20 protein-coding genes are annotated in these 21,630 nt (G+C 52.2%); 15 read left to right on the forward strand and 5 right to left on the reverse strand.

Going from position 1 to position 21,630, the window contains the following annotated elements; translation table 11 throughout:
* The first annotated feature begins 32 nt into the window (after positions 1-32).
* Entirely contained in the window at positions 33-1,913 is a 1,881-nt protein-coding gene (gene argH / locus BZG23_RS09960) for an argininosuccinate lyase (RefSeq protein WP_077606832.1), read from the forward strand.
* A 209-nt stretch (positions 1,914-2,122) separates the two neighbouring features.
* Positions 2,123-3,589, forward strand: a complete 1,467-nt coding sequence (locus tag BZG23_RS09965; RefSeq protein ID WP_108743726.1) for an alkaline phosphatase — start codon at positions 2,123-2,125, stop codon at positions 3,587-3,589.
* Here BZG23_RS09965 and BZG23_RS09970 read toward each other — a convergent pair.
* The 3 genes from BZG23_RS09970 to BZG23_RS09980 all read right to left on the reverse strand — a co-directional run bounded on the left by BZG23_RS09970 (position 3,586) and on the right by BZG23_RS09980 (position 6,255).
* The gene (locus BZG23_RS09970; protein ID WP_077606834.1) at positions 3,586-3,858 is read right to left on the reverse strand and encodes a DUF3624 domain-containing protein; all 273 of its coding nucleotides are present in this window, start codon (positions 3,856-3,858) and stop codon (positions 3,586-3,588) included. The two genes, BZG23_RS09965 and BZG23_RS09970, sit on opposite strands and share 4 nt — an antisense overlap.
* Positions 3,859-4,019: 161 nt before the next feature.
* A complete protein-coding gene (locus tag BZG23_RS09975) occupies positions 4,020-5,471 on the reverse strand; it encodes a dihydrolipoyl dehydrogenase (RefSeq protein WP_077606835.1) in 1,452 nt (483 codons plus the stop codon).
* Between the two features lie 52 nt (positions 5,472-5,523).
* Positions 5,524-6,255 carry a glutathione peroxidase gene (locus BZG23_RS09980; RefSeq protein ID WP_046074752.1) on the reverse strand — a complete coding sequence of 244 codons (732 nt, stop codon included), beginning with the start codon at positions 6,253-6,255 and terminating at the stop codon, positions 5,524-5,526.
* 150 nt (positions 6,256-6,405) lie between these two features.
* Between BZG23_RS09980 and oxyR the strand changes: the two genes are divergently transcribed.
* Positions 6,406-7,314: a DNA-binding transcriptional regulator OxyR gene (oxyR, locus tag BZG23_RS09985; RefSeq protein WP_046074753.1), complete on the forward strand. Its 909-nt coding sequence runs from the start codon at positions 6,406-6,408 to the stop codon at positions 7,312-7,314.
* A gap of 87 nt (positions 7,315-7,401) precedes the next feature.
* Here oxyR and BZG23_RS09990 read toward each other — a convergent pair whose 3' ends face one another.
* Positions 7,402-9,894 carry a penicillin-binding protein 1A gene (locus BZG23_RS09990; RefSeq protein ID WP_077606836.1) on the reverse strand — a complete coding sequence of 831 codons (2,493 nt, stop codon included), beginning with the start codon at positions 9,892-9,894 and terminating at the stop codon, positions 7,402-7,404.
* A gap of 142 nt (positions 9,895-10,036) precedes the next feature.
* On the opposite strand from BZG23_RS09990, the gene pilM reads away from it, so the two are divergent.
* From pilM to dam, 9 genes are all read left to right on the forward strand, one after another.
* A complete protein-coding gene (gene pilM / locus BZG23_RS09995) occupies positions 10,037-10,951 on the forward strand; it encodes a pilus assembly protein PilM (protein ID WP_077606837.1) in 915 nt (304 codons plus the stop codon).
* On the forward strand, positions 10,942-11,520 hold the full coding sequence (locus tag BZG23_RS10000; protein WP_077606838.1) for a PilN domain-containing protein: 579 nt from the start codon (positions 10,942-10,944) through the stop codon (positions 11,518-11,520). The genes pilM and BZG23_RS10000 overlap by 10 nt, the downstream gene beginning before the upstream one ends.
* A complete protein-coding gene (locus BZG23_RS10005; protein ID WP_077606839.1) occupies positions 11,517-12,128 on the forward strand; it encodes a type 4a pilus biogenesis protein PilO in 612 nt (203 codons plus the stop codon). The genes BZG23_RS10000 and BZG23_RS10005 overlap by 4 nt, the downstream gene beginning before the upstream one ends.
* Complete coding sequence (locus BZG23_RS10010) at positions 12,125-12,637, forward strand: pilus assembly protein PilP (RefSeq protein WP_077606840.1); 513 nt, start codon at positions 12,125-12,127, stop codon at positions 12,635-12,637. Before BZG23_RS10005 ends, BZG23_RS10010 begins: the two co-directional genes overlap by 4 nt.
* A gap of 13 nt (positions 12,638-12,650) precedes the next feature.
* Positions 12,651-14,399, forward strand: coding sequence for a type IV pilus secretin PilQ (locus BZG23_RS10015; protein WP_077606841.1), 1,749 nt, complete (start codon positions 12,651-12,653; stop codon positions 14,397-14,399).
* A gap of 144 nt (positions 14,400-14,543) precedes the next feature.
* Positions 14,544-15,062, forward strand: a complete 519-nt coding sequence (gene aroK / locus BZG23_RS10020) for a shikimate kinase AroK (RefSeq protein ID WP_025739049.1) — start codon at positions 14,544-14,546, stop codon at positions 15,060-15,062.
* 19 nt (positions 15,063-15,081) lie between these two features.
* Positions 15,082-16,161, forward strand: coding sequence for a 3-dehydroquinate synthase (gene aroB, locus BZG23_RS10025; protein ID WP_077606842.1), 1,080 nt, complete (start codon positions 15,082-15,084; stop codon positions 16,159-16,161).
* An 11-nt stretch (positions 16,162-16,172) separates the two neighbouring features.
* Positions 16,173-17,777 (forward strand): AAA family ATPase, encoded by a 1,605-nt coding sequence (locus tag BZG23_RS10030; RefSeq protein WP_077606843.1) that lies wholly within the window; start codon positions 16,173-16,175, stop codon positions 17,775-17,777.
* A 72-nt stretch (positions 17,778-17,849) separates the two neighbouring features.
* Positions 17,850-18,680: an adenine-specific DNA-methyltransferase gene (gene dam / locus BZG23_RS10035; protein WP_077606844.1), complete on the forward strand. Its 831-nt coding sequence runs from the start codon at positions 17,850-17,852 to the stop codon at positions 18,678-18,680.
* 31 nt (positions 18,681-18,711) lie between these two features.
* Here dam and BZG23_RS10040 read toward each other — a convergent pair whose 3' ends face one another.
* Entirely contained in the window at positions 18,712-18,900 is a 189-nt protein-coding gene (locus tag BZG23_RS10040; protein WP_077606845.1) for a DUF2970 domain-containing protein, read from the reverse strand.
* 150 nt (positions 18,901-19,050) lie between these two features.
* Between BZG23_RS10040 and rpe the strand changes: the two genes are divergently transcribed.
* From rpe to trpS, 3 genes are read left to right on the forward strand one after another with little or no spacing between them, the layout of a single operon-like run.
* Complete coding sequence (gene rpe, locus BZG23_RS10045) at positions 19,051-19,725, forward strand: ribulose-phosphate 3-epimerase (protein ID WP_077606846.1); 675 nt, start codon at positions 19,051-19,053, stop codon at positions 19,723-19,725.
* 9 nt (positions 19,726-19,734) lie between these two features.
* Entirely contained in the window at positions 19,735-20,415 is a 681-nt protein-coding gene (locus tag BZG23_RS10050; protein WP_077606847.1) for a phosphoglycolate phosphatase, read from the forward strand.
* A gap of 60 nt (positions 20,416-20,475) precedes the next feature.
* The gene (gene trpS, locus BZG23_RS10055) at positions 20,476-21,489 is read left to right on the forward strand and encodes a tryptophan--tRNA ligase (protein WP_198532139.1); all 1,014 of its coding nucleotides are present in this window, start codon (positions 20,476-20,478) and stop codon (positions 21,487-21,489) included.
* Positions 21,490-21,630: the final 141 nt, after the last annotated feature.

The following is a 21,630-nucleotide window of genomic DNA, read 5'->3' on the forward strand; positions in this document are numbered from 1 at the left end:
AAAAAGCATCGTGAGCAGTAAGGAGAGACAGCATGGCATTATGGGGCGGACGCTTTAGTCAGGCAGCAGACAAACGGTTTCAAGCGTTTAACGATTCACTGCGCTTTGACTATCGCTTAGCAGAGCAAGACATTGTGGGCTCCATTGCTTGGTCCAAAGCCTTGCGTTCGGTGGGCGTGCTGAGTGATGACGAGCAACAGCAATTGGAGCTCGCGCTCAATGAGCTCAAGCTGTCGGTGATGGAAAACCCGAAGCAAATCTTACGCTCAGAGGCCGAAGACATTCACAGCTGGGTTGAGCAGCAACTGATCGACAAAGTTGGGGATTTGGGCAAAAAGCTGCACACCGGACGCTCGCGCAACGATCAGGTCGCTACGGATCTCAAGCTCTGGTGTCGCCAACAAGGCCAGCAAATCTTGCTGTCTCTCGACAAGCTTCAGCAGCAGCTGGTGGATGTGGCCAGCCAACACCATGATACCGTGCTGCCCGGCTACACCCACTTGCAGCGTGCGCAGCCAGTGACCTTTGCCCATTGGTGTTTGGCCTATCTGGAGATGTTTGAGCGCGACACCACCCGCTTACAAGATGCGCTTAATCGTCTTGATACCTGTCCGTTAGGATCTGGGGCGCTGGCAGGCACGGCGTATCCGATTGATCGCGATGCCTTGGCACAACAACTGGGCTTTGAACGGGCCACCCGTAACAGCCTTGACTCAGTCTCGGATCGAGATCATGTGATGGAAATGCTGTCTGCGGCGTCGATATCAATGCTGCATTTATCACGGATGGCCGAAGATATGATCTTCTATAACTCGGGCGAATCCGGGTTTATCGAGCTGGCCGATACGGTGACATCAGGCTCATCGTTGATGCCACAAAAGAAAAACCCTGATGCGTTAGAGCTTATCCGCGGCAAAACCGGCCGCGTCTATGGCACCTTGTCGGCGATGATGATGACGGTGAAAGCCTTACCACTGGCCTATAACAAGGACATGCAAGAAGACAAGGAAGGGCTCTTCGATGCCATGGACACGTGGCATGATTGCTTGGATATGGCCGCGTTGTGTTTTGAAGGTATCACCATTCACAAAGACAAAACCTTGCAGGCGGCGCAGCAAGGTCATGCCAACGCCACCGAGCTCGCGGATTATTTGGTGAGCAAAGGGATCCCGTTCCGTGAAGCGCACCACATAGTGGGCGTGGCGGTGGTGTCTGCCATTGAGCAAGGTTGTGGACTGGAAGATTTACCGCTTGCCACCTTGCAGCAATTCTCACCGGTGATTGAAGACGATGTGTATGCCATGCTCACGATCGAATCCTGCTTGGCCCAACGTCGGGCGCTGGGTGGCGTGGCACCTGAACAGGTCAGCTTTGCCATTCAAGAGGCGCAAAAGCGTTTAGATAAGCGCTTTACCCCCAAAGTCACTGTGCGATCGGCAAGGCTCACCGACCTCGATACCATCGAAGGCATGGTGGTGTATTGGGCGAAATTGGGGGAGAACTTACCTCGTGATCGCCATGAATTGGTGCGTAATATCGGCCTATTTGCGGTATCCGAGCACCAAGGGGATCTCACCGGCTGCGGCTCGCTCTATATTTACGACTCAGGGCTGGCAGAAATTCGCTCCTTAGGGGTTGAAGCAGGCTGGCAGCGCCAAGGTCACGGTACGGCGCTGATGATGCACTTGATTAAAAAAGCCAAGCAAATGGCGATTGAGCAAGTCTTTGTCCTCACCCGGGTGCCCGAGTTTTTCACTCAATTGGGCTTTACCCCGGTGTCGAAATCGCAACTGCCTGAGAAAGTGATGAAAGATTGTGAAATCTGTCCGCGCTTCCACGCCTGTGACGAAGTGGCACTGACCTATAACATTGCCGGGCCAGCCACGATCTCGACCTTCTCTACGTTGGAGTAGGGTGATCTATTGCCTGACGATATCAGCGTCGTCGTTATCCCTCCTTAAGGCTGCGTGCTGACTAAGTCGCAGCTTTTTTGTGTCCTCGTCATAAAAAGTTCATCAAAATTAGCTGCTTACAAATTGTTACATTGTACGGTTTGTCACAGAAGCGTCACGCGCAATGACCATCATGCCCGCGTTTTCTCGTTAATAATGGAGATTTTGTGGTGAAGACAATCCTTACGGCCGCGGTGGCCTCAGCCTTATTAGCGGCAACTGCACACGCGGCAGTGCCTCAGCAAAACGATGTCTGGTATCAAGACGCGCAAGCGGCATTGGCGGCCGCTAAAGCTAACCCACCTATCACGGGCAAAGCCAAAAATGTGATCCTCTTTGTCGGCGACGGCATGAGCGTGGGGACAATCACCGCGGCGCGGATTTATCAGGGGCAGCAGCAAGGACAAACTGGTGAGGAAAACCGCCTTGGCATGGAAAGCCTGCCGCATGTTGCGCTAGCCAAAACCTATAACACCGACATGCAAACCCCTGACTCGGCCGGGACCGCGACGGCGATGGTCACTGGGGTGAAAACCAAAGCCGGGATCATCAGTGTTGACGATAACGTTCAGCGTGGTTTTTGCAGCACCGCAAAAGGTAACGAAGCGAAAACCCTATTTGAAATGGCGGGCGAGAAGGGCAAAGCATTAGGGTTAATCTCAACCGCCCGTTTAACCCACGCCACCCCGGCCACTACCTACGCGCACAGTGCGGATCGCAATTGGGAGAACGATAGCAAGTTACCCAACATTGCCAAAAACCAAGGCTGTACTGATATCGCCAGCCAATTTGTCGACTTTGATGCTGGGGAGGGTTTTCAGGTGGCGTTCGGCGGTGGACGGCGTGAATTTATTCCTGCCGATAGCGTCGATCCTGAGGGCAAAAAGGGCAAGCGTAAAGATGGACGCAACCTGATTAAGGCATGGCAAACCCGTCACCCTGATGGTCAATACATTTTCGATAAATCCGGTTTTGATTCCATCGATCCTGCGACCACATCACGCGTGTTTGGTTTGTTTGAAAGTAGCCACATGAAATATGAAGCGGATCGCCGTGAAAGCCAAGATGAGCCATCATTGGCGGAAATGACCAGCAAGGCGATTGATATGCTCAGCCGCAACAAAGACGGCTATGTAATGATGGTGGAAGCCGGACGTATCGACCATGCTCACCATGCGGGTAACGCCGCGCGAGCGTTAGAAGATACGCTGGCTTACGATGATGCCATCAAAGTGGCCTTAGAGAAAACCAACCCAGAAGACACTCTGGTTATCGTTACCGCGGACCACGCTCACACCATGGTGATGAACGGCTATGCGGAGCGGGGCAATCCCATTCTCGGCCTGTCACGTCAAAAAGGGCGCTTGAATCAAGATGATTTTGGTAAAACCTATACCACGATTACTTATGGCAACGGCCCGGGTGCGGTGAAAGGTGAGCGTGAAAACTTGCAAGAAGGGCAGGTGCGTAAGCTGGATTACAAACAGCAATCCTTGATTAAGCTCGGTTCGGAAACCCACTCCGGTGAAGATGTGGCCATCATGGCGCGTGGTCCAATGGCGTGGTTGTTCCAAGGGGCCGTGGAGCAAAACTACATTTTCCACGTGATTAACGAAGCCACGGATCTGGCTGATTAATCGTCTGGTGTGTCTGATGACCCGCGCTCCGGTGCGGGTTTTTTATTGTGCCGAAACGGATAAATCACCACATGCAGGGTGAGTAGCACACTGGCACTGCCGGCGGCGAATAACAATGCAATTGACTCCACTTGCCGTGGCGTGTCGGCATAGCCCCACCACCAGAGTGGCCAAAGTAGCGCGCACATGGCGGCCAGTTGTTTCATACAACGGGTACAGCGTCCCAGTTTTTGTTGCCAAATCGCGGACTGACAGTATTTGCAAGCCATGCGCTTTCTCTTGGTTGGTAATGGCGATAGCTTATTGTGGCGCAGTGGGCTGCCGGATACAAAAAAGCCCTCCAACGAGGAGGGCAAAAGGTAAGCAAGTGCTTGGGGAAGCAACAGGCAGCGCCTGTAAAGCGCCGAGTGTCGGCGAAAAGGGCAGTGGATTAGCAGCCTGGGCCGCAGTCCATGCAGTGTTTGATCATTTCAGGGCCGAGTTTGAGCTTGGCATTCACATCCCGCAATGCGGTACGTACCCCCTCCTCAATCACTGGGTGATAGAAGGGCATATCTAGCATTTGCGAAATGGTCATTTGGTTTTGATGTGCCCATGCCAACAAGTGGGCCAAGTGTTCGGCGTTCGGTCCTATCATTTCGGCGCCAAGGAAACGGCCTGTGCCTTGTTCGGCATAAACGTGTAACAAGCCTTTGTTACGCAGCATTACTCGTGAGCGGCCTTGGTTTTCAAACGACACCACGCCGGTTTCGAAGCAGCCACAGGGGCCGAGACGGTCGGTAATCGCTTTGTAGCTTTCGCCCACCATTGCGATTTGTGGGTCGGAGAAAACTGCAGAGAGCTTGCTACGGCGCAATCCGGCACGGATATCTTTGCCGCGTCCGGCGTTGTCACCGGCGATACGCGCTTGGTCAGCCGCTTCGTGCAGCAACGGAATTTGGTTACTGGCGTCACCGGCAATAAAAATGTGCGGTGCCGTGGTTTGCAGGGTGTAACTATCGGCAACTGGCACGCCGCGGGCATCCACTTTGATGCTGGTCGCATCGAGGTTTAGCTTGTCGACATTGGGGCGACGACCGGTGGCGGCAACTACATAGTCGACCCAGCGCAGTTGGCTTTCGTCCTCTTTATCACGATAACGGATTTGTACCTTATCGCCTTCACGCACCATCTCTTCCACCTTGGCATCGGCGTCGAGATAAAACTCCTCACTGAAGGTTTTATCCGCATAGGCCATGATGTCCGGATCGGTCAGCGGGCCTACTTGGCCGCCGACGCCAAACATGGTCATCTCGACCCCGAGGCGATGCAGTGCTTGTCCTAGCTCAAGGCCAATCACGCCCGGGCCAAATACCGCAACCGAGTCAGGCAGATCGTCCCATTCAAAAATATCATCATTGACCACTAAACGATCACCAAGGTGATCCCAAGCAGACGGCCAGCTTGGGCGCGAACCTGTCGCGATCACGATGCGATCAGCGTGGATAGTGGTGTGATCGTCGACCATTAAGGTGTGGTCATCCACAAAGCGCGCATAGCCATCAATTTTGTCTTGAGCGGGAATGTCATCGACACTTTCCAGTACAAAGCCGACAAAACGGTCACGCTCGCGTTTCACCCGATCCATCACCTCACGGCCATTAATTTCCGTGGTGCCGCCGGGGTACACACCGAAGCCAGGCGCTTTGTCGATATGATGCGCCGCCTCAGCCGCCGCAATTAACAGTTTAGAAGGCATGCAGCCAACTCGCGCACACGTGGTGCCATAGGGACCGCCTTCAATCATCACCACGTTATCCGTATGTGCTTTGGCTGCGCGATAAGCACCGAGTCCGGCAGTTCCGCCACCAATCACAGCCACATCAACCGTTAATGTTTTCATTGCTTTCTCCTGGGAAAATAACGGGCGGCAAAGAGGCCGCCCAAACAGCGGATTACTGATTTAGATAGGTGTCGAGCTCTTCACTGCCACCGATATGACGGCCACCGATAAATACTTGTGGCACGGTGGCGCGACCGCTCACCGCACGCAAAGAAACCGTGGTGGCGTCTTTACCGAGGATGATTTCTTCAAACTGAAGGCCTTCATCGATCAGGGCTTGTTTGGCCTTGGCACAGAATGGGCAGCCTGGCTTACTAAACACGGTGATCGAGTCTTGCAGTTTGTGCTCAGGGGCGATGTAGCCCAGCATGGTGTCGGCATCAGAGACCTTGAACGGGTCGCCTGGTTCGTTGGGTTCGATAAACATTTTCTCGACCACACCGTTTTTCACCAGCATGCTGTAGCGCCATGAGCGTTTGCCAAAGCCAAGATCGTTTTTGTCGACCAGCATTCCCATGCCATCAGTGAACTCGCCATTGCCGTCAGGCAGGACATGAATGTTGTCAGCGTCTTGGTCGGCTTTCCATGCATTCATCACAAAGGTATCGTTGACGGACACACAGACAATGTCATCGACGCCGTACTGTTGGAACACCGGATACAGCTCGTTATAGCGTGGCAGGTGCGAGGATGAACAGGTTGGGGTAAATGCACCTGGCAAGCTGAATACAATCACGGTTTTGTTGGCAAAAATGTCATCGGTGGTGACGTCTTTCCATTGATCGCCTTCGCGAGTACGGAAAGTAACTTGTGGTACTGGCTGACCTTCTTTTGTTGCTGTCATGGTGATGTCCTTTTTATTCAAGTATTGATTCAAGTGAATGGGCGAGTGCTTCGCCGCGTTTTGATGGGATCAGTATTACCGATTGCAATTGATAGCTCTAATCGCTTAATGCTATGGTTTTGATAGTTATCCTCTATAGAAGAGACAAAGATGAACATTCGTGACTTGGAGTACTTGGTCGCCTTGGCCGAACATCGACATTTTCGTAAAGCGGCCGAAGCCTGCTTTGTTAGCCAGCCGACCTTAAGCGGGCAAATTCGCAAGTTGGAAGATGAGCTGGGTGTGAGTTTGTTAGAGCGAACCAGCCGTCGTGTGTTGTTCACCGATGCCGGTATGAGGTTAGTACAACAGGCACGTAACGTCTTGCGGGAGGTCACAATTTTGACCGAATTGGCCAGTGAGCAAGGGGAAAGTATGACCGGCCCTTTGCATATCGGTCTGATCCCTACGGTCGGGCCTTACCTGCTGCCTAAAATTATCCCGCTACTGCGTGATCGTTTCCCTGAGCTGGAGCTGTTTATTCACGAAGGACAGACGCAGCAGTTAGTGCAGCAACTGGAAGAGGGCAAACTCGATTGCATCATTTTGGCCTCTGTAGAAGAAACCCAGCATTTAAAAGAGCTCCCACTTTACAGTGAGCCGATGTTGCTCGCGGTTAATGAAAAGCATCGCCTCGCCGATTGTGCCGAGGTGGCGTTAGATGTATTGCAAGGCGAAACCTTGTTAATGCTCGGCGATGGCCATTGCTTACGTGACCAAGCGATGGGTTTTTGCTTTAAAGTGGGCGCGCGCGAAGATCAGCGCTTTCGTGCCACTAGCTTAGAGACCTTGCGCAACATGGTTGCGGCGGGGAGTGGGATCACCTTGTTGCCTCAATTGTCCGTGCCTGCTGATAAGCGAGATGGTGTGGTGTATATTCCGACGACCTCGCCGACCCCGTCGCGACAAATCACCCTCGACTACCGTCCTGGCTCGCCATTACGTGGCCGTTATGAGCAGTTGGCTGATGCCATCCATGAACAAATGACGGCCGTGATGAATGATCGAACTCGTCACTAGAGCGGCGCGTGACGCGTAGATAAAAAGACGCCCGCATCGTGAATGCGGGCGTCTTGATTTTATGCGGCTATTGACGATGTAACAGAGTTAAAACAGCGACTCTGTGCCTGACTCATAAATGTTGCCATCTGATTGCGATGACACATACTCGGTTGGCTCGGTGCCTTTTATAAAGTACTCGAACATCGAAGTATGATCGGTTTTTCTGGTTAACAGCCCTGTTTCGCGGTCAATGCGCACTTTGACGATCCCCGGTGGCACGGTTTTATTCTGCTCAGGTACGTCCGCGAGTGCATGCTGCATAAAATCAATCCATGCTGGCTCCGCCGTTTTGGCCCCCGACTCCGCGCCGCGGATAGGCTGACGCTCGTCGCCTAAGTTTGCATTACGGGTCGTGCGACCCAGTTTACGGGAGTGATCATCAAAGCCCACCCACACAGTGGTCACAATCCCTGGGCCATAGCCGGTGTACCAGGTATCTTTGGAGTCATTGGTGGTCCCCGTTTTTCCGCCAATATCGCGTCGCTTGAGCGCTTGTGCGCGCCAGCCCGTGCCATTCCAGCCTGTCCCGTAGCGCCAATCACCGCCGCCCCAGATGTTGCTTTGCATCATTTCACGTACCAAAAATGCATTTTGCTCATCAATGACTTGTTTGGCATGACGCTGTGTGGTGGTGTCGTTGTTCTCTAGCAAATTCTGCTCATTAAACGGATCGGCCTGTTCTGCTTTTTGTTCGCAGTTATCACAAATGATGGGTGGATTGGCGCGATATATTTCCTCGCCAAAGGGGGTTTCGACCCGATCAATGATAAAGGGCTCCATAAAATAGCCGCCATTGGCAAACACGCTAAAGCCCTGTGCCATCTCAACCGGCGTCAAGCTTCCCGCACCAAGCGCAATGGCTTCTGCACGCGGTAAATCATCTCGTTTAAAGCCAAAGCGGGTGAGGTAATCGAGAGCGTCATCCAATCCCACCCGACGCAGAACACGTACGGCCATGACGTTTTTCGACTGTGCCAGACCCAGTCGCGCCCGCAGTGGCCCTTCATAACGTGGTGGCGAGTTTTTCGGCCGCCATGCCACGCCTTGACTGCGATCCCAGCGATTAATGGGGGCGTCGTTAATCAGGGTGGCGAGTGTCATGCCCTCATTCACTGCCGCGGAATAAATAAACGGCTTGATGCTCGAGCCCACCTGACGTACTGACTGTGTGGCACGGTTAAATTTGCTATGGACAAAATTAAATCCGCCCACCAGTGCTTTGATTGCTCCGGTTGAGGGGGACATGGAAACCAGCGCGGTATTGGTCGCCGGGACTTGGGCTAAATGCCAGCTGTTATCCACTTGGCGAATAAACACTTGTTGGCCACTGGCAAGGAATTCATCAGCGCGTTGAGGGGCCGGACCTTGACGGCTATCGGTGATATAAGGGCGCGCCCAGTCAAGTCCTTCCCAAGGCAGTTCGATTTCACGGCCATTGGGTCCGACAACCTGCGCCGATTTAGCTTGGACATCAATCACGACGGCGGGCTCTAGCGGACCGTAGCTGGGTTGCTTGGCCAAGTGATCAACGATGCGCTGGTGTTGCCAACGTTGGCTAGGGGCTTGCCATAGCGTGGCAACTGGCCCACGGAACCCATGGCGACGGTCGTAGGCGAGAACGTTTTCTACTGCCGCCTCATTTGCGGCGCGTTGCATATCGGCATCGACGCTGGTGAAAATACGCACACCCGAGGTATAAGCGTCTTCGCCAAACTGCTCAACGGCCCATGCGCGTGCCATTTCTGCTACATAGGGTGCGGACAGTTCAATTTCAGCTCCATGATAGCGGGCTACGATCGGCTCGTTCTTCGCTTGTTGGTACTCGGCGTTGGAAATATATCCCTCTTTAAGCATGCGCCCCAGCACCACATTCCGGCGATCGGTGGCGCGCGACAGCGAATACAAAGGGTTCATGGTGGAGGGGGCTTTGGGTAATCCGACAATCACCGCCATCTCACTCAAGGTCAGTTGATCGAGGGTTTTGCCAAAGTACACCTGGGCAGCAGCGCCAACCCCGTAAGCACGATAGCCTAAGAATACTTTGTTGAAATAGAGTTCAAGGATCTCTTCTTTATTCAACAGCTGTTCGATATGCACGGCGATAAAAATTTCTTTTATCTTGCGCATAATACGTTTTTCGTTAGAGAGGAAGAAGTTCCTTGCCAACTGCTGCGTGATAGTACTGGCCCCTTGCTTGGCCGTACCTGACATCGCCACCACCACCGCGGCGCGGACAATGCCGATAGGATCAATCCCTGGGTGTTGGTAAAAGCGACTGTCTTCTGTGGCAATCAATGCATCAATCATAGGCTGAGGGATGTCCTCGAGCATGACTGGGATACGACGCTTTTCACCGAACTGGGAGATCAACTCACCATCGGCGCTATAGACCTGCATCGGAGTCTGCAGTTCGACACTTTTTAGTGTCGCTACATCGGGGAGGTCAGGTTTTACATACAGGTAAAACCCAAAGATTGTAGTGACTCCAAGCACTGTGCAAACCAGTGCAAAGATAAGCAAACGCTTTATGAACTTCACCTGAGATTTCCCGTTCTGTTGCCGTTGAGCCGTTCAATAATCATACGTGAGTAGTATAAAGGCACCAGCATTAAAAATAACCCGTGATGAGGCCAGTTTTGTAAATACTGACTTCACGCTGACGTTGGGAGCCTAACACGAAATGATGCGAAGTTCGGCAGTTTTAGGTATCGATATCGGCCGAGATATCATTCACGCCATTGTGGTTCGTGCACATCGACAAGGTATTCAGGTGGCAGGCCATCATCGGGTGCCGTATCGCGCGACTGACGATCTCTGTGTCCCGCTTACCGAGATAAAAAAACGATTACTCGCGTGTTTACCTTGGTATCAGCGCCTACACATCTCTGTGGTGGTGGGGGTCGATGAAGAGGCTGTGATCACCAAGCAAATGACGGCGCCACTGATTGACGACGAGATTGAGCAAGAAGCTTTGATCGGCCAAAAGCTGAGTGCCGCCCTCAATATGGACATGGATACATTATATTACGACTTTGCGGTTATGAGCGGCGTTACTGTTCAGCCGGGACAAGTCTGTTATCAAGTGGTGGCATGCCGGCGTCATGCGCTCACTCCGGCCCTAGACGCGCTCAAGCGGGTCGGGTTATCGCCTACGGTGGCAGACATCAACAGCCAAGCGTTAGTCGGCGTTTATCAAGCACTCCGCCCTGTTGCGCAGGCGAACCACTGGCCATTGTGGCTGCACTATCACAGCGGCTTGCTGACTGCGATTCGTCTTTATCCTGATGGGCAAGTTTATCAGCATCGCTGCCGTTTGGGGGAGGGAGAGCGCTATGAACACCGCGAGTCAGCGGCCAACGCCTTGGTGCAGCAGCACTTTGATCAGGCTTGTCATCGAGCGCGTGAGCATAATCGACTCTTGCCCCTGAGCACGGTTTGGATTAGCGGCGCTTGGCCGGCCACGCTAGCGTCTGAGCACCTTACCATCACGCGATTCAATCCAGTGGCGATGTTGGATCAAACGGCGCCGAACATCAGCGATGATGCGTCTATTGCCTTGGGGTTAGCGCTGCGGGGAGAATATTCATGCGTATAAATCTACTCCCTTGGCGAGAAAAAGCGCGCCGCGCGCAGCGTCAAACGTTTATGGTCCATAGTGGTTTGGTACTGCTGGGTGTGGTGCTGATGGTCAGTGCCGTGAACGCGGTCCAGCAGCACTGGCTGACTGAGCAGCAGGCACGTAATCAACAATTAACCGCGGGGATGAACGATTTTCGTGCCACCTTACAAACCTTTAAGCGCGAAGATAAAAAGCGTGAAGCGCTGCAATCGCGCTTACAACTGGTCAACGCCTTACAGCAACAGCGCAATAATGTCACCGCATTGCTGAATTTCATTCCAACCGTGATGCCTGAAGGGGCGTATTTAAGTCGTTTGGCGCAGCAACAGGGGCGTGTCACGGTCGAAGGCTGGGTCACATCCAATGCGGAGATGGCAAGTTTATTGGCAGCGTTAGAGCAAAGTGCGTTGGCCACCGACGTTGATATTGACACTGTGATCACTGAATCAGGTTCGCAACGCGCCAACAAACGTTTCACTTTAAGCTTTCGTTTGACCGACTACGTCACACCGCAGTTACCCAAGCCCCAAGGCGTGCAGTCATGATTAGCGCTTTTGCATGGGATTGGCAAAAACTCCCCAGTGCGCCACTCGCCACCCGCGCTATCGTTTGGGCGGTGGGCGCGATTGCGCTATCGATGCTCGCAGCCCTGATGATTTTGTTGCCCAACCAAGAGGCGTTGGAGGCAGCGACTCAGCGCGAAGCACAACTCAAAGCCGAGTATCGGTTGTTGGCCAATCGCGTCGCCGCTCTGCCCGATGTGGAGGCACAAATGCGCGCGTTAAATCAGCAATATGCCACCTTGATTGCCCAACTGCCGGAAGAAGAAGAGCTTTCGGGATTACTCGCCGGGGTTAATGAAGTTGGGATCCGTCATCAGTTAGGTTTCAACACACTGAAGTGGCAGCCAAGAAAGCATGGTAGTTGGCTCGATGCGATCCCGATGACGGTTGTCTTGACCGGGGATTATGCCTCTATTGGTGCATTTAGCGCGGATATTGCCGCCATGACTCGCTTGGTGTCGCTGCAAGATTTTGTCTTAACCCGTACTGAGGACGATGACATTCATGCGCCCTTGCTGCTGTCTGTGTCGGCGACCACATATCGCTATACCGGTGAAGGTATTGCCACTGATAAGGAGTTCGTCCAGTGAAGCGTCTTTTGGTGTTGTTATTTGGGTTGAGCTTGGTGGGCTGTGATAGATACCACAGTGATATCGAACAGTTTATGCAACAAACTCAAGCCAGTGCGCAAGTCAATGCCACCCGCATCCCCCCTTCGCCGAATTACCAATCGATAGCCTTTGTCACCGATCAGCGGGATCCCTTTGTGCTACCCGCAATCAATGTTGGTGGACAGGCTTCAACGGGCGACTGTTGGCAGCCCAATTTACAACGGCCTTTAGAGCCGCTTGAGCAATTTCCACTGGCAAGCCTTGCCATGAAAGGCAGCTTAACCAAAGGCGCACAGCAACAAGCCTTAATTGCCCGTCCTGATGGCACCATCACTCAAGTCAGTGAAGGTGCGCATTTAGGCGAAAACCGTGGCCGTGTGGTGGCCGTGAATGCAAATCAGATCGCGATTGAAGAAGCCCTGCTGGATGGGTTGGGGTGTTGGCAGCTTCGCACTGTCACCTTGTCGATGGAAGCAACTTTGCCGTAGTTAGGATACCAATATGATAATACGCCCTTACCTTTCCCGCACGTTTACGCCAAGCGTTCGCTCAGTCTGGCTCATATTATTGACACTGATACTAAGCGTTGGCTCGGCGCAGGTTGCCGCAAAGAGTACGCTGACCGATATCGCGGTGAAGCGCCTCGACAATGGTGATGCTAGCGTCTCGCTGACGTTTTCTGACGCCGCGGTAGCGGCTGACTTTCGCCAACCGACGCCTCAGCAAGTCATGCTACGTTTGCCGAATGTGCAGCTTAAACCGGCACTGCTGGCGGTCCTCGATACTCGCCGTCGTCAGACGCCCGTGACTGAGATTGAAACTTTTCAGGCACCTGAACGTGCCCGCATCGTAATGCGTGCTGAGCAGGCTGTGGATTTTGATTATCAGCAGCAAGGAAAAGTATTGACCATCCGCGTGTCTGCGGCCAGAAAAGCGCCTTCCGCGACCGCCTTAGCGCAAAAAGGGGCGGCGATCTCGATTAACTTTCAAGACATTCCCGTCCGTACCGTGCTGCAACTGATTGCCGAGCAGAATGATTTTAACCTGGTGACCTCGGACTCGGTGCAAGGCAATATCACCATGCGCATTGATGGTGTGCCTTGGCAAGATGTATTGGATGTGATTTTGCGCGTAAAGGGGCTGGATAAACGCCAACGGGGGCAAGTGATGCTCGTTGCCCCTCGCCGAGAGCTCATGGCACAAGAAAAGCAAGCGCTCGAAATGCGTCAGCAAGCGGACGCCTTACTGCCACTGAGCTCAGAAGTGCTCACGGTGAACTATGCCAAAGCGAGCGATATCGCCGCACTGATTAAAGGACAAGGCGAAGGGGTCAGTTTACTGTCGCCCAGAGGGGCGGTATCGCTTGATGAGCGAACCAATGCGTTGATCATTAAAGATAATCAAAAGAATCTAGCCCGCATTCGCACCTTGGTTCGTCACTTGGATGTGCCCGTTAAGCAAGTCGAAATTGAGGCACGTATTGTGACGGTCGAGCAAGGTTCAGTGGACGAATTAGGCGTGCGTTGGGGGCTGTTGAATCGAAATGGCTCAACCACGGTTGGCCCGTCTGTGGAAGGTAACTTGATGTGGGATAGCAATGTCACCGGGCAAGGACCTGAAAGTTTAAACGATGCGGCGACAGACGGCGCAAATATTGGCGACTTCCTCAGCGTGAACCTGGCCGCTGCTAACCCCTCGGCCTCGAGCATGGCCTTGCAAGTGGCGAAGCTTGGCAATGATCTTCTGCTCGACTTGGAGCTATCTGCGCTTGAAAGCGAAAGGAAAGCAGAAGTGGTATCGAGCCCCCGACTTATCACCACCAATAAAAAAGCGGCCTATATTGAACAAGGGACTGAGCTACCTTACCTTGAGGCGTCCTCAAGCGGTGCGGTGGCGGTGTCTTTTAAAAAAGCAGTGCTAAGTTTATCGGTGACCCCACAAATCACGCCCAACAATACGCTGGTTTTGGATTTAAAATTAACCCAAGACATGCCCGAAAAAGCCGTGGTGGCCGGGAAAGGCGAAGCGATGTCGATCAGTACCAAGCGCATTAATACCCAAGTGCTGGCGGAAAATGGTGAAACCGTGGTCTTAGGGGGGATCTTTCAGCAAACCATGATCAATAAAGAGACCCAAGTGCCGCTGCTGGGGGATATTCCCTTGGTTGGCAACTTGTTCAAGCACCAATTAAAAGACCATGCAAAACGCGAACTTCTGATCTTTGTGACCCCTAAAATCGTCACAGACTAGGTTAGGTGTTGCCAAAGGGGTCACTGTCCTGAGATAATTTTTAATCTGATCACGAAATATCTGTGAGGAATTGGCGCCTCGGGCTTTTTTCATTAAGCCTGCGGGCGGTGTTGTCTTATTTAACCGCGCGTAAAATTGCTTAAAATGGCTGAAAAACGAAACATCTTTTTGGTAGGCCCTATGGGGGCTGGTAAAAGCACAATTGGTCGTCATCTCGCTCAGCAACTTCATATGGAATTCTATGATTCTGATTCAGTGATTGAAGATCGTACTGGAGCAGACATTGCATGGGTATTTGACGTTGAGGGTGAAGAAGGTTTCCGTAAACGCGAAGAAAACGTGATAAACGACCTCACTGAAGAGCAAGGTATCGTTCTCGCGACTGGCGGTGGCTCGATCATGAGCAAAGAAAGCCGCAACCGTCTCTCTGCTCGTGGTGTTGTGGTGTATTTAGAAACCACCATCGAGAAGCAGCTGGCACGCACCCAACGCGATAAGAAACGACCATTATTACAAACTGACCAACCACGTGAAGTGCTTGAGTCGTTAGCGGAAGAGCGTAATCCTCTTTATCAAGAAATTGCTGATTATGTTGTACGTACTGACGATCAAAGTGCCAAAGTGGTGGCCAATCAAATCATGGCTCTGTTAGAGCAGCAATAACCAAACACAGGACCCGACCATGGAACGGATAGACGTTAACCTAGGGGCACGTAGCTACCCTATCTCGATCGGTGAAGGGCTGTTAGCTGATGCTAGCCTATTTGGGAGCGTCCATTCGCGTCGGGTTGCTGTCATCAGCAACGAGACAGTGATGCCGTTATACGGCGACGCACTGGTCTCAACCTTAAAACAGGCAGGCGCGGCGGATGTCGCTCGCTTGAGCCTACCCGATGGTGAGGCTTACAAGTCTTTAGAGACATTTAACACCATTAACACCTTCCTATTAGAAAACAATTACAACCGTGATGTGGTACTCGTTGCACTGGGTGGCGGTGTGATTGGTGACATCGTTGGCTTTGCCAGCGCCTGTTATCAGCGCGGGGTAGACTTTATCCAAGTGCCCACCACATTACTGGCGCAGGWGGACTCGTCGGTTGGTGGCAAAACCGCCATTAATCATCCACTGGGTAAAAACATGATTGGGGCTTTCTATCAGCCTCAAGCGGTCGTGATTGATACGCAGGTGCTTAGCTCTTTACCGCGTCGTGAATTTGCCGCGGGCATGGCCGAAGTGATTAAGTATGGCATTATTGCCGACGCGCCTTTCTTTGCTTGGCTCGATAGCGAAATGGCTGCACTGACAGCGCTCTCGCCGGATGCGCTACGTTATGCGATTCGCCGCTGTTGCCAGATAAAAGCCGATGTGGTCGCACAAGATGAAACCGAGGCGGGTGTCCGTGCACTCTTAAACTTGGGTCATACGTTTGGCCATGCCATTGAGGCAGAAATGGGATACGGCAACTGGCTGCACGGTGAAGCGGTCTCAGCAGGGACGGTGTTGGCGGCTAAAACGGCACAGCAACACGGTCTGATTGAGCCAAAAACTGTGTCACGCATCACTGCCTTGCTGGAAAGTGCTGATCTTCCCATACAGGCACCCAGTGAGATGAACTACGATGCTTTTATTAAGCACATGATGCGTGATAAAAAAGTGCTTTCAGGACAGTTGCGCCTGGTTTTGCCGACAGCGATAGGCCAGGCTCAAGTGGTTGCAGATGTGCCCCATCAGTGTATTGCTGATGTGATTGATGCCGGTTAACCATTGAATGCATGACAGACACTTTTGATACCTTAACCTTGGATCTGGAAAGCCAAACCCAGCTCCTTTCTCGACTGCAATTTATTACCCGCTTTAGTGCCAACTTGATCCAAGTGACTGGGCCTGAGGGGGCGGGTAAAACCTGGCTCAGTGAGCGCTATATGGAGCAGTGGGCAGATGCCCATGTTCATGCATTATTGGCGTGCCACACCGCCCAGAGCGATGCACAGCGCCGCGCTATCTTGCTGCGGCAAATTGTTAAAGATGGGGTGTTTAACGAAGCCGACCCGCTCATTGATAGTCTCACCATGATGCTCGATGGTGGTGGGTGTGATGCCTTATTGGTGATTGATGATGCGCATCGTTTGACCCCCGGCTTGTTGTCAGAGTTGTGGGCCTTGGTACAACACGCCCAGCACCAAGCCAATTGGCGTATCAATGTGGTGCTTTTCTCGCTACCTGGAAAGTTGAACAAGTGGCTAGGCCAGGTGTCTTACGGGCACGAGCAAAAACCCCTGGAGCTCGAAATCTCTCCCCTCAACGAGGGAGAAGCTGAGATGTTTATTGATGTGCTGGCGGTCACCCAGCGCATCGGTGGCGAGAAAAAGAAACAGTGGTTAGCCAAACTTGCCAATCAAACCGTTTACCCCGGCACCATTATGGGAAAGGACAATCAGGAGACAGGCGCTGTGAGTAAAGATAAGAAAAAGCCCGCTAAAAACAACAAACCCTTCTTAATGCTGCTCCTTGCGGTGGTATTGATGATCGTCGGCGCGGGGGTGATTTGGTGGGTATTTCCAAGCCAGCAAGGTGACGCTGCGTCAGAGGCGGTGCTTCCTGAAGGGCTCAAGAATTTAGATGATTTGCTCAGTGAACAAGAGGAGCAAGCGATCACTGATCCGCAAACCGCGACCCAAACAGGCACACAACCTAGTGCGTCTAACGCGGATGCGGGGAGCGAGACGATGACGTCGCCATCAGCCGATAATGGTGCGGTAACGGAAGATCAGGCGACCCTACCAGACGATATTAATGGTGAAGGGCTGACTGTTGGGCGCAGTGATGAAGGGCAGCGAGTCGTGGTACCGGATGATGTGGTCGATGCCATTATTGATGAGCAAGATGCTGGCGGGGACGGCACCGACGCGGTGGATGAGCCATTAGCTAGCGAAATCAGTGAGGCGGTGCCCGCACCAGCCGCTCCGCAAGCGTCAACGAGCGATACTGTTCAAGACGAACAAACAGCGAGTGAGGACCAGGCATCCACATCGGCTAATGGTGAGCAAGACGCCCGTGAGCAAGGAGCACTGCCGATCGTCCCACAAGCACTGCTCAATGTCTCAGCACAACGCTATGCGCTGCAACTGGCTGCGTTACAGTCACGCGCCGACGCGGTGGCGCTTATTGAAAACTATCAATTGGCTGATCGCGTACAGGTGTATCAAACACAGCGAAACAACGCGACCTGGTACATGGTCTTGCTGGGTGATTATGCCAGTGTGACCGAGGCACGTCGTGCTGAGCTCAACTTGGCGGATAATGTTCGTGCGTTGCAGCCTTTTGTGAAATCATTTAGTCAGATCCACCGCGAAATTAACCGAGCGAATGGCCAGTAAAATCCGCTGATTGATGAAGCAAAATAGGGTACAATCCGCCCCTTTTCAGACCGCAGAGATAGACTAGGGGCAATGAGAAAGCATCGTGCGTTTCTAAAGTGGGCAGGTGGTAAATACTCACTGGTCGATGATATTCGCCGTCATCTTCCCGAGGGGAACACACTGATAGAGCCTTTTGTCGGTGCCGGTTCGGTGTTTCTCAATACCGATTATGACCACTATATCTTAGCGGACATCAACCCTGATCTGATCAATTTGTACAACATTATAAAGCAAACGCCCTCGCGGTTTGTGACGGATGCGCGCGCGTTTTTTTGCCAAGAATATAACCAAAAAGAGCGCTATTTGGATGTGCGCCGTGAGTTTAATCTCACCACGGATCCCTACCTGCGCTCGTTGTTTTTTCTCTACATGAATCGCCACGGTTTCAATGGTTTGTGCCGTTATAACAAAAAAGGCGGCTTTAATGTGCCGTTTGGATCTTATAAAAAACCTTACTTTCCAGAAAAAGAGCTGGCGATTTTTGCTGAAAAAGCGCAACGGGCAGAGTTTGTTTGTGAGGGGTATGCAGAAAGCTTTGCCCGAGCGAGCAAAGGCGATGTGATTTACTGTGATCCTCCCTACGCACCGTTAACCGCGACGGCAAACTTTACCACTTATGCCACCAATGGCTTCACGCTCGATGATCAAGCCTTGTTGGCCGAGCATGCCGAGCAAGCTTCTGTGAGTCAGGGGATCCCGGTTCTTATTTCCAATCATGACACACCGTACACCCGCCGCTTATACCGCGGCGCGTCATTTAATGTGGTGAAAGTGAAACGTACCATCAGCCGTAATGGCCAAGGTCGCAATAAAGTGGACGAATTACTGGCATTGTTCGCACCGCAATCCTCGACCCCATAAGCGCTCTGGCGGGTGTTGTCGCTTGCCGACATTAGGTCACGAGGCTGACTAGTGCTAGCAAGACGGCGATAAATACACCGATCATGACCACACCGGTGATGATATACGCCGCCGGCGAATCATGGCCAAAATCTCTTTCGCGATTTTGTTGCGATTGGACGCCAAATAATGCTGCGATGACGCTCTTCATTACGTCAAAAAGTCTAGGTTTATTGTCCATGCTGCCTCCTTTTTTGGCGCCTTTATTTACTCTAGTCAAGCCCCCAAGACTTGTCAGTGTTAGCGATGATAAAACCGCGAACGGGTAAGACTTCATGGCTAAGATCGGGTAGAATTGCGGCAACTTTTTGGTAATTGAGGCGACCGCACTATGAAGGATTTTTTGATTGCGCCATCGATTTTATCTGCCGATTTTGCGCGACTAGGTGAAGAAGTGGAAAACGTGCTCGCCGCGGGTGCGGATGTGGTTCACTTCGATGTGATGGACAATCACTATGTGCCTAACTTAACCTTTGGTGCGCCTGTTTGTCAGGCGTTGCGAGACTATGGCATTACCGCCCCGATAGACGTCCACTTAATGGTTAAGCCGGTTGATCGGATTATTCCTGATTTTGCTAAAGCCGGTGCGAGTATGGTGACGTTTCATGCCGAGGCCAGCGAGCATATCGATCGCACGTTACAACTGATCAAAGAGCATGACATGAAGGCGGGCCTGGTCTTTAACCCAGCGACCCCATTACACCATCTTGATTATGTGATGGATAAGTTGGATATGATCTTGCTGATGTCGGTCAACCCAGGGTTCGGTGGTCAGTCATTTATCCCTACTACGCTCGATAAACTGCGGGCAGTGCGTGAGCGTATTGATTCCAGTGGTCGAGATATTCGCCTTGAAATCGACGGCGGGGTAAAAGCCAACAATATTGCTGACGTTGCGGCGGCCGGCGCGGATATGTTTGTCGCGGGCTCCGCCATTTTTGGGCAGCCTGATTACAAAGCAGCCATTGATGAAATGCGTGCTGAACTCGCAAAAGTAGAAAGGTAACGAAGTAGTATGAGCCTGCGTTATATTGCATTTGATTTAGATGGCACCTTGGTAGATAGCGTGCCAGATTTGACCCAAGCGTTACAGATGATGCTGGCAGACTTGGACAGACCCACGGTGAGCGTGGCCGAGGTGACCGGCTGGATTGGCAACGGTGCCGATATCATGATCCGTCGCGCCTTGTCGCGTGCCCACGCGCACGACCCCGATTTAGACCCTTCGCTGGTGGCACAGGCCCGAGAGCGCTTCAATTTCCATTATGAAAACAATGGGCACGAAAAGACGGTACTGTACCCTGGGGTGGTAGACACCTTGAATCAATTACACCAGCAAGGCTATCAACTGGGAGTGGTCACCAATAAGCCTTACGCCTTTGTGCCGGCGATTTTAGCGGATTTAGGCCTAGCCGAATTATTTACCGATGTGATTGGCGGCGACAGTTTGTCGACCAGTAAGCCCGATCCTGAAGGCCTACACCTGTTGCGCGACAAGCACGGGTTAACCAATGCCCAGATGTTGATGGTCGGCGATTCAAAAAATGATATCTTGGCGGCACACAATGCGGGTTTAGCTTCTGTGGGGCTGACTTATGGCTACAACTATGGTGAGCCGATCAGTGACAGCCGACCTACCTATATCTTGGACAACTTTAGTGAGTTAGTTTCTGTGGTTGCCAACCACCCCGTATAACGCGTTTAATAAGTCAATAAGACCGCCCCCACGGGCAATATGTAAAGGAATCAAATCATCATGAGTCAATCTTCAAAACCCATTGTATTGAGTGGTGTGCAGCCCTCTGGCGAGCTAAGTATTGGTAACTATCTGGGTGCGTTGCGTCAGTGGGAACAGATGCAAGATGATTATGACTGCCAATATTGCGTGGTGGATTTGCATGCGATTACCGTTCATCAGGATGCCGACGCGTTGCGCGAAGCCACGCTTGATGCCCTAGCGCTGTGCTTGGCGGTGGGGGTGAGCCCAGAAAAAAGTAACCTGTTTGTGCAATCGCACGTGCCTGAACACGCGCAACTAAGCTGGGTACTTAACTGCTACACCCAAATGGGTGAGTTAAACCGGATGACCCAGTTTAAAGACAAGTCGCAACGCCATGCTGAAAACATCAATGCGGGACTGTTCGGCTATCCGGTGTTGATGGCGGCGGACATCTTGTTGTACCAAACCAATCAGGTTCCGGTTGGCCATGACCAAAAACAACACCTGGAGTTGGCGCGTGATGTGGCGACTCGCTTTAACAACCGTTATGGCGATGTATTTGTGCTCCCAGAGCCTTATACGCCTGACGTCAATGCCCGGGTCATGAGCCTGCAAGACCCGACCAAAAAAATGTCGAAGTCGGACGATAATCGCAACAATGTGATTGGCTTGTTGGAAGATCCAAAAGCGATCGCAAAAAAAATTAAACGCGCGGTCACTGACTCTGAAGAGCCACCGCGCGTACGTTTCGATATTGCGCAAAAACCTGGGGTGTCTAATCTGCTTGGGTTACTGTCAGGGGCCACGGGTGAGTCGATTGACGCGCTCGAGCAGGCTTACGAAGGCAAGATGTATGGTCACTTGAAAAAAGACACCGCAGAAGCCGTGGTTGCCATGCTTGAGCCGTTACAGGCGCGTTATCATGAGTACCGTGCCGATCGCGCATTGCTTGATAGCGTGATGAAAAAGGGCGCTGAGCACGCTTCAGCGCGGGCGCAGGAGACACTACGTAAAGTCTATGACGCGGTAGGTTTTGTTCCTCGCGTATAGCGGGCTACTCAAACGCCACAAAAGCAGCGGGTGAAAGCTCGCTGCTTTTTTTTAACAATACTGAACGCGCTTCTCACTTCTAATTACTTCATCAATAATCGCTGATTCCGGTGCGATTCATATCACGTCATATCTTGTACC

Origin of the sequence: Salinivibrio sp. ML290 (assembly GCF_001995695.1) — a bacterium.
Classification (GTDB): domain Bacteria; phylum Pseudomonadota; class Gammaproteobacteria; order Enterobacterales; family Vibrionaceae; genus Salinivibrio; species Salinivibrio siamensis.

Bases quoted from the DNA above. Each gene is read 5' to 3' on its own strand.
- argH (WP_077606832.1), top strand. From the start codon at position 33: ATGGCATTATGGGGCGGACGCTTTAGTCAGGCAGCAGACAAACGGTTT.
- BZG23_RS09970 (WP_077606834.1), bottom strand. From the start codon at position 3,858: ATGGCTTGCAAATACTGTCAGTCCGCGATTTGGCAACAAAAACTGGGA.
- BZG23_RS09975 (WP_077606835.1), bottom strand. From the start codon at position 5,471: ATGAAAACATTAACGGTTGATGTGGCTGTGATTGGTGGCGGAACTGCC.
- BZG23_RS09980 (WP_046074752.1), bottom strand. From the start codon at position 6,255: ATGACAGCAACAAAAGAAGGTCAGCCAGTACCACAAGTTACTTTCCGT.
- oxyR (WP_046074753.1), top strand. From the start codon at position 6,406: ATGAACATTCGTGACTTGGAGTACTTGGTCGCCTTGGCCGAACATCGA.
- pilM (WP_077606837.1), top strand. From the start codon at position 10,037: ATGATGCGAAGTTCGGCAGTTTTAGGTATCGATATCGGCCGAGATATC.
- BZG23_RS10000 (WP_077606838.1), top strand. From the start codon at position 10,942: ATGCGTATAAATCTACTCCCTTGGCGAGAAAAAGCGCGCCGCGCGCAG.
- BZG23_RS10005 (WP_077606839.1), top strand. From the start codon at position 11,517: ATGATTAGCGCTTTTGCATGGGATTGGCAAAAACTCCCCAGTGCGCCA.
- BZG23_RS10015 (WP_077606841.1), top strand. From the start codon at position 12,651: ATGATAATACGCCCTTACCTTTCCCGCACGTTTACGCCAAGCGTTCGC.
- aroK (WP_025739049.1), top strand. From the start codon at position 14,544: ATGGCTGAAAAACGAAACATCTTTTTGGTAGGCCCTATGGGGGCTGGT.
- BZG23_RS10030 (WP_077606843.1), top strand. From the start codon at position 16,173: ATGACAGACACTTTTGATACCTTAACCTTGGATCTGGAAAGCCAAACC.
- dam (WP_077606844.1), top strand. From the start codon at position 17,850: ATGAGAAAGCATCGTGCGTTTCTAAAGTGGGCAGGTGGTAAATACTCA.
- BZG23_RS10040 (WP_077606845.1), bottom strand. From the start codon at position 18,900: ATGGACAATAAACCTAGACTTTTTGACGTAATGAAGAGCGTCATCGCA.
- rpe (WP_077606846.1), top strand. From the start codon at position 19,051: ATGAAGGATTTTTTGATTGCGCCATCGATTTTATCTGCCGATTTTGCG.
- BZG23_RS10050 (WP_077606847.1), top strand. From the start codon at position 19,735: ATGAGCCTGCGTTATATTGCATTTGATTTAGATGGCACCTTGGTAGAT.
- trpS (WP_198532139.1), top strand. From the start codon at position 20,476: ATGAGTCAATCTTCAAAACCCATTGTATTGAGTGGTGTGCAGCCCTCT.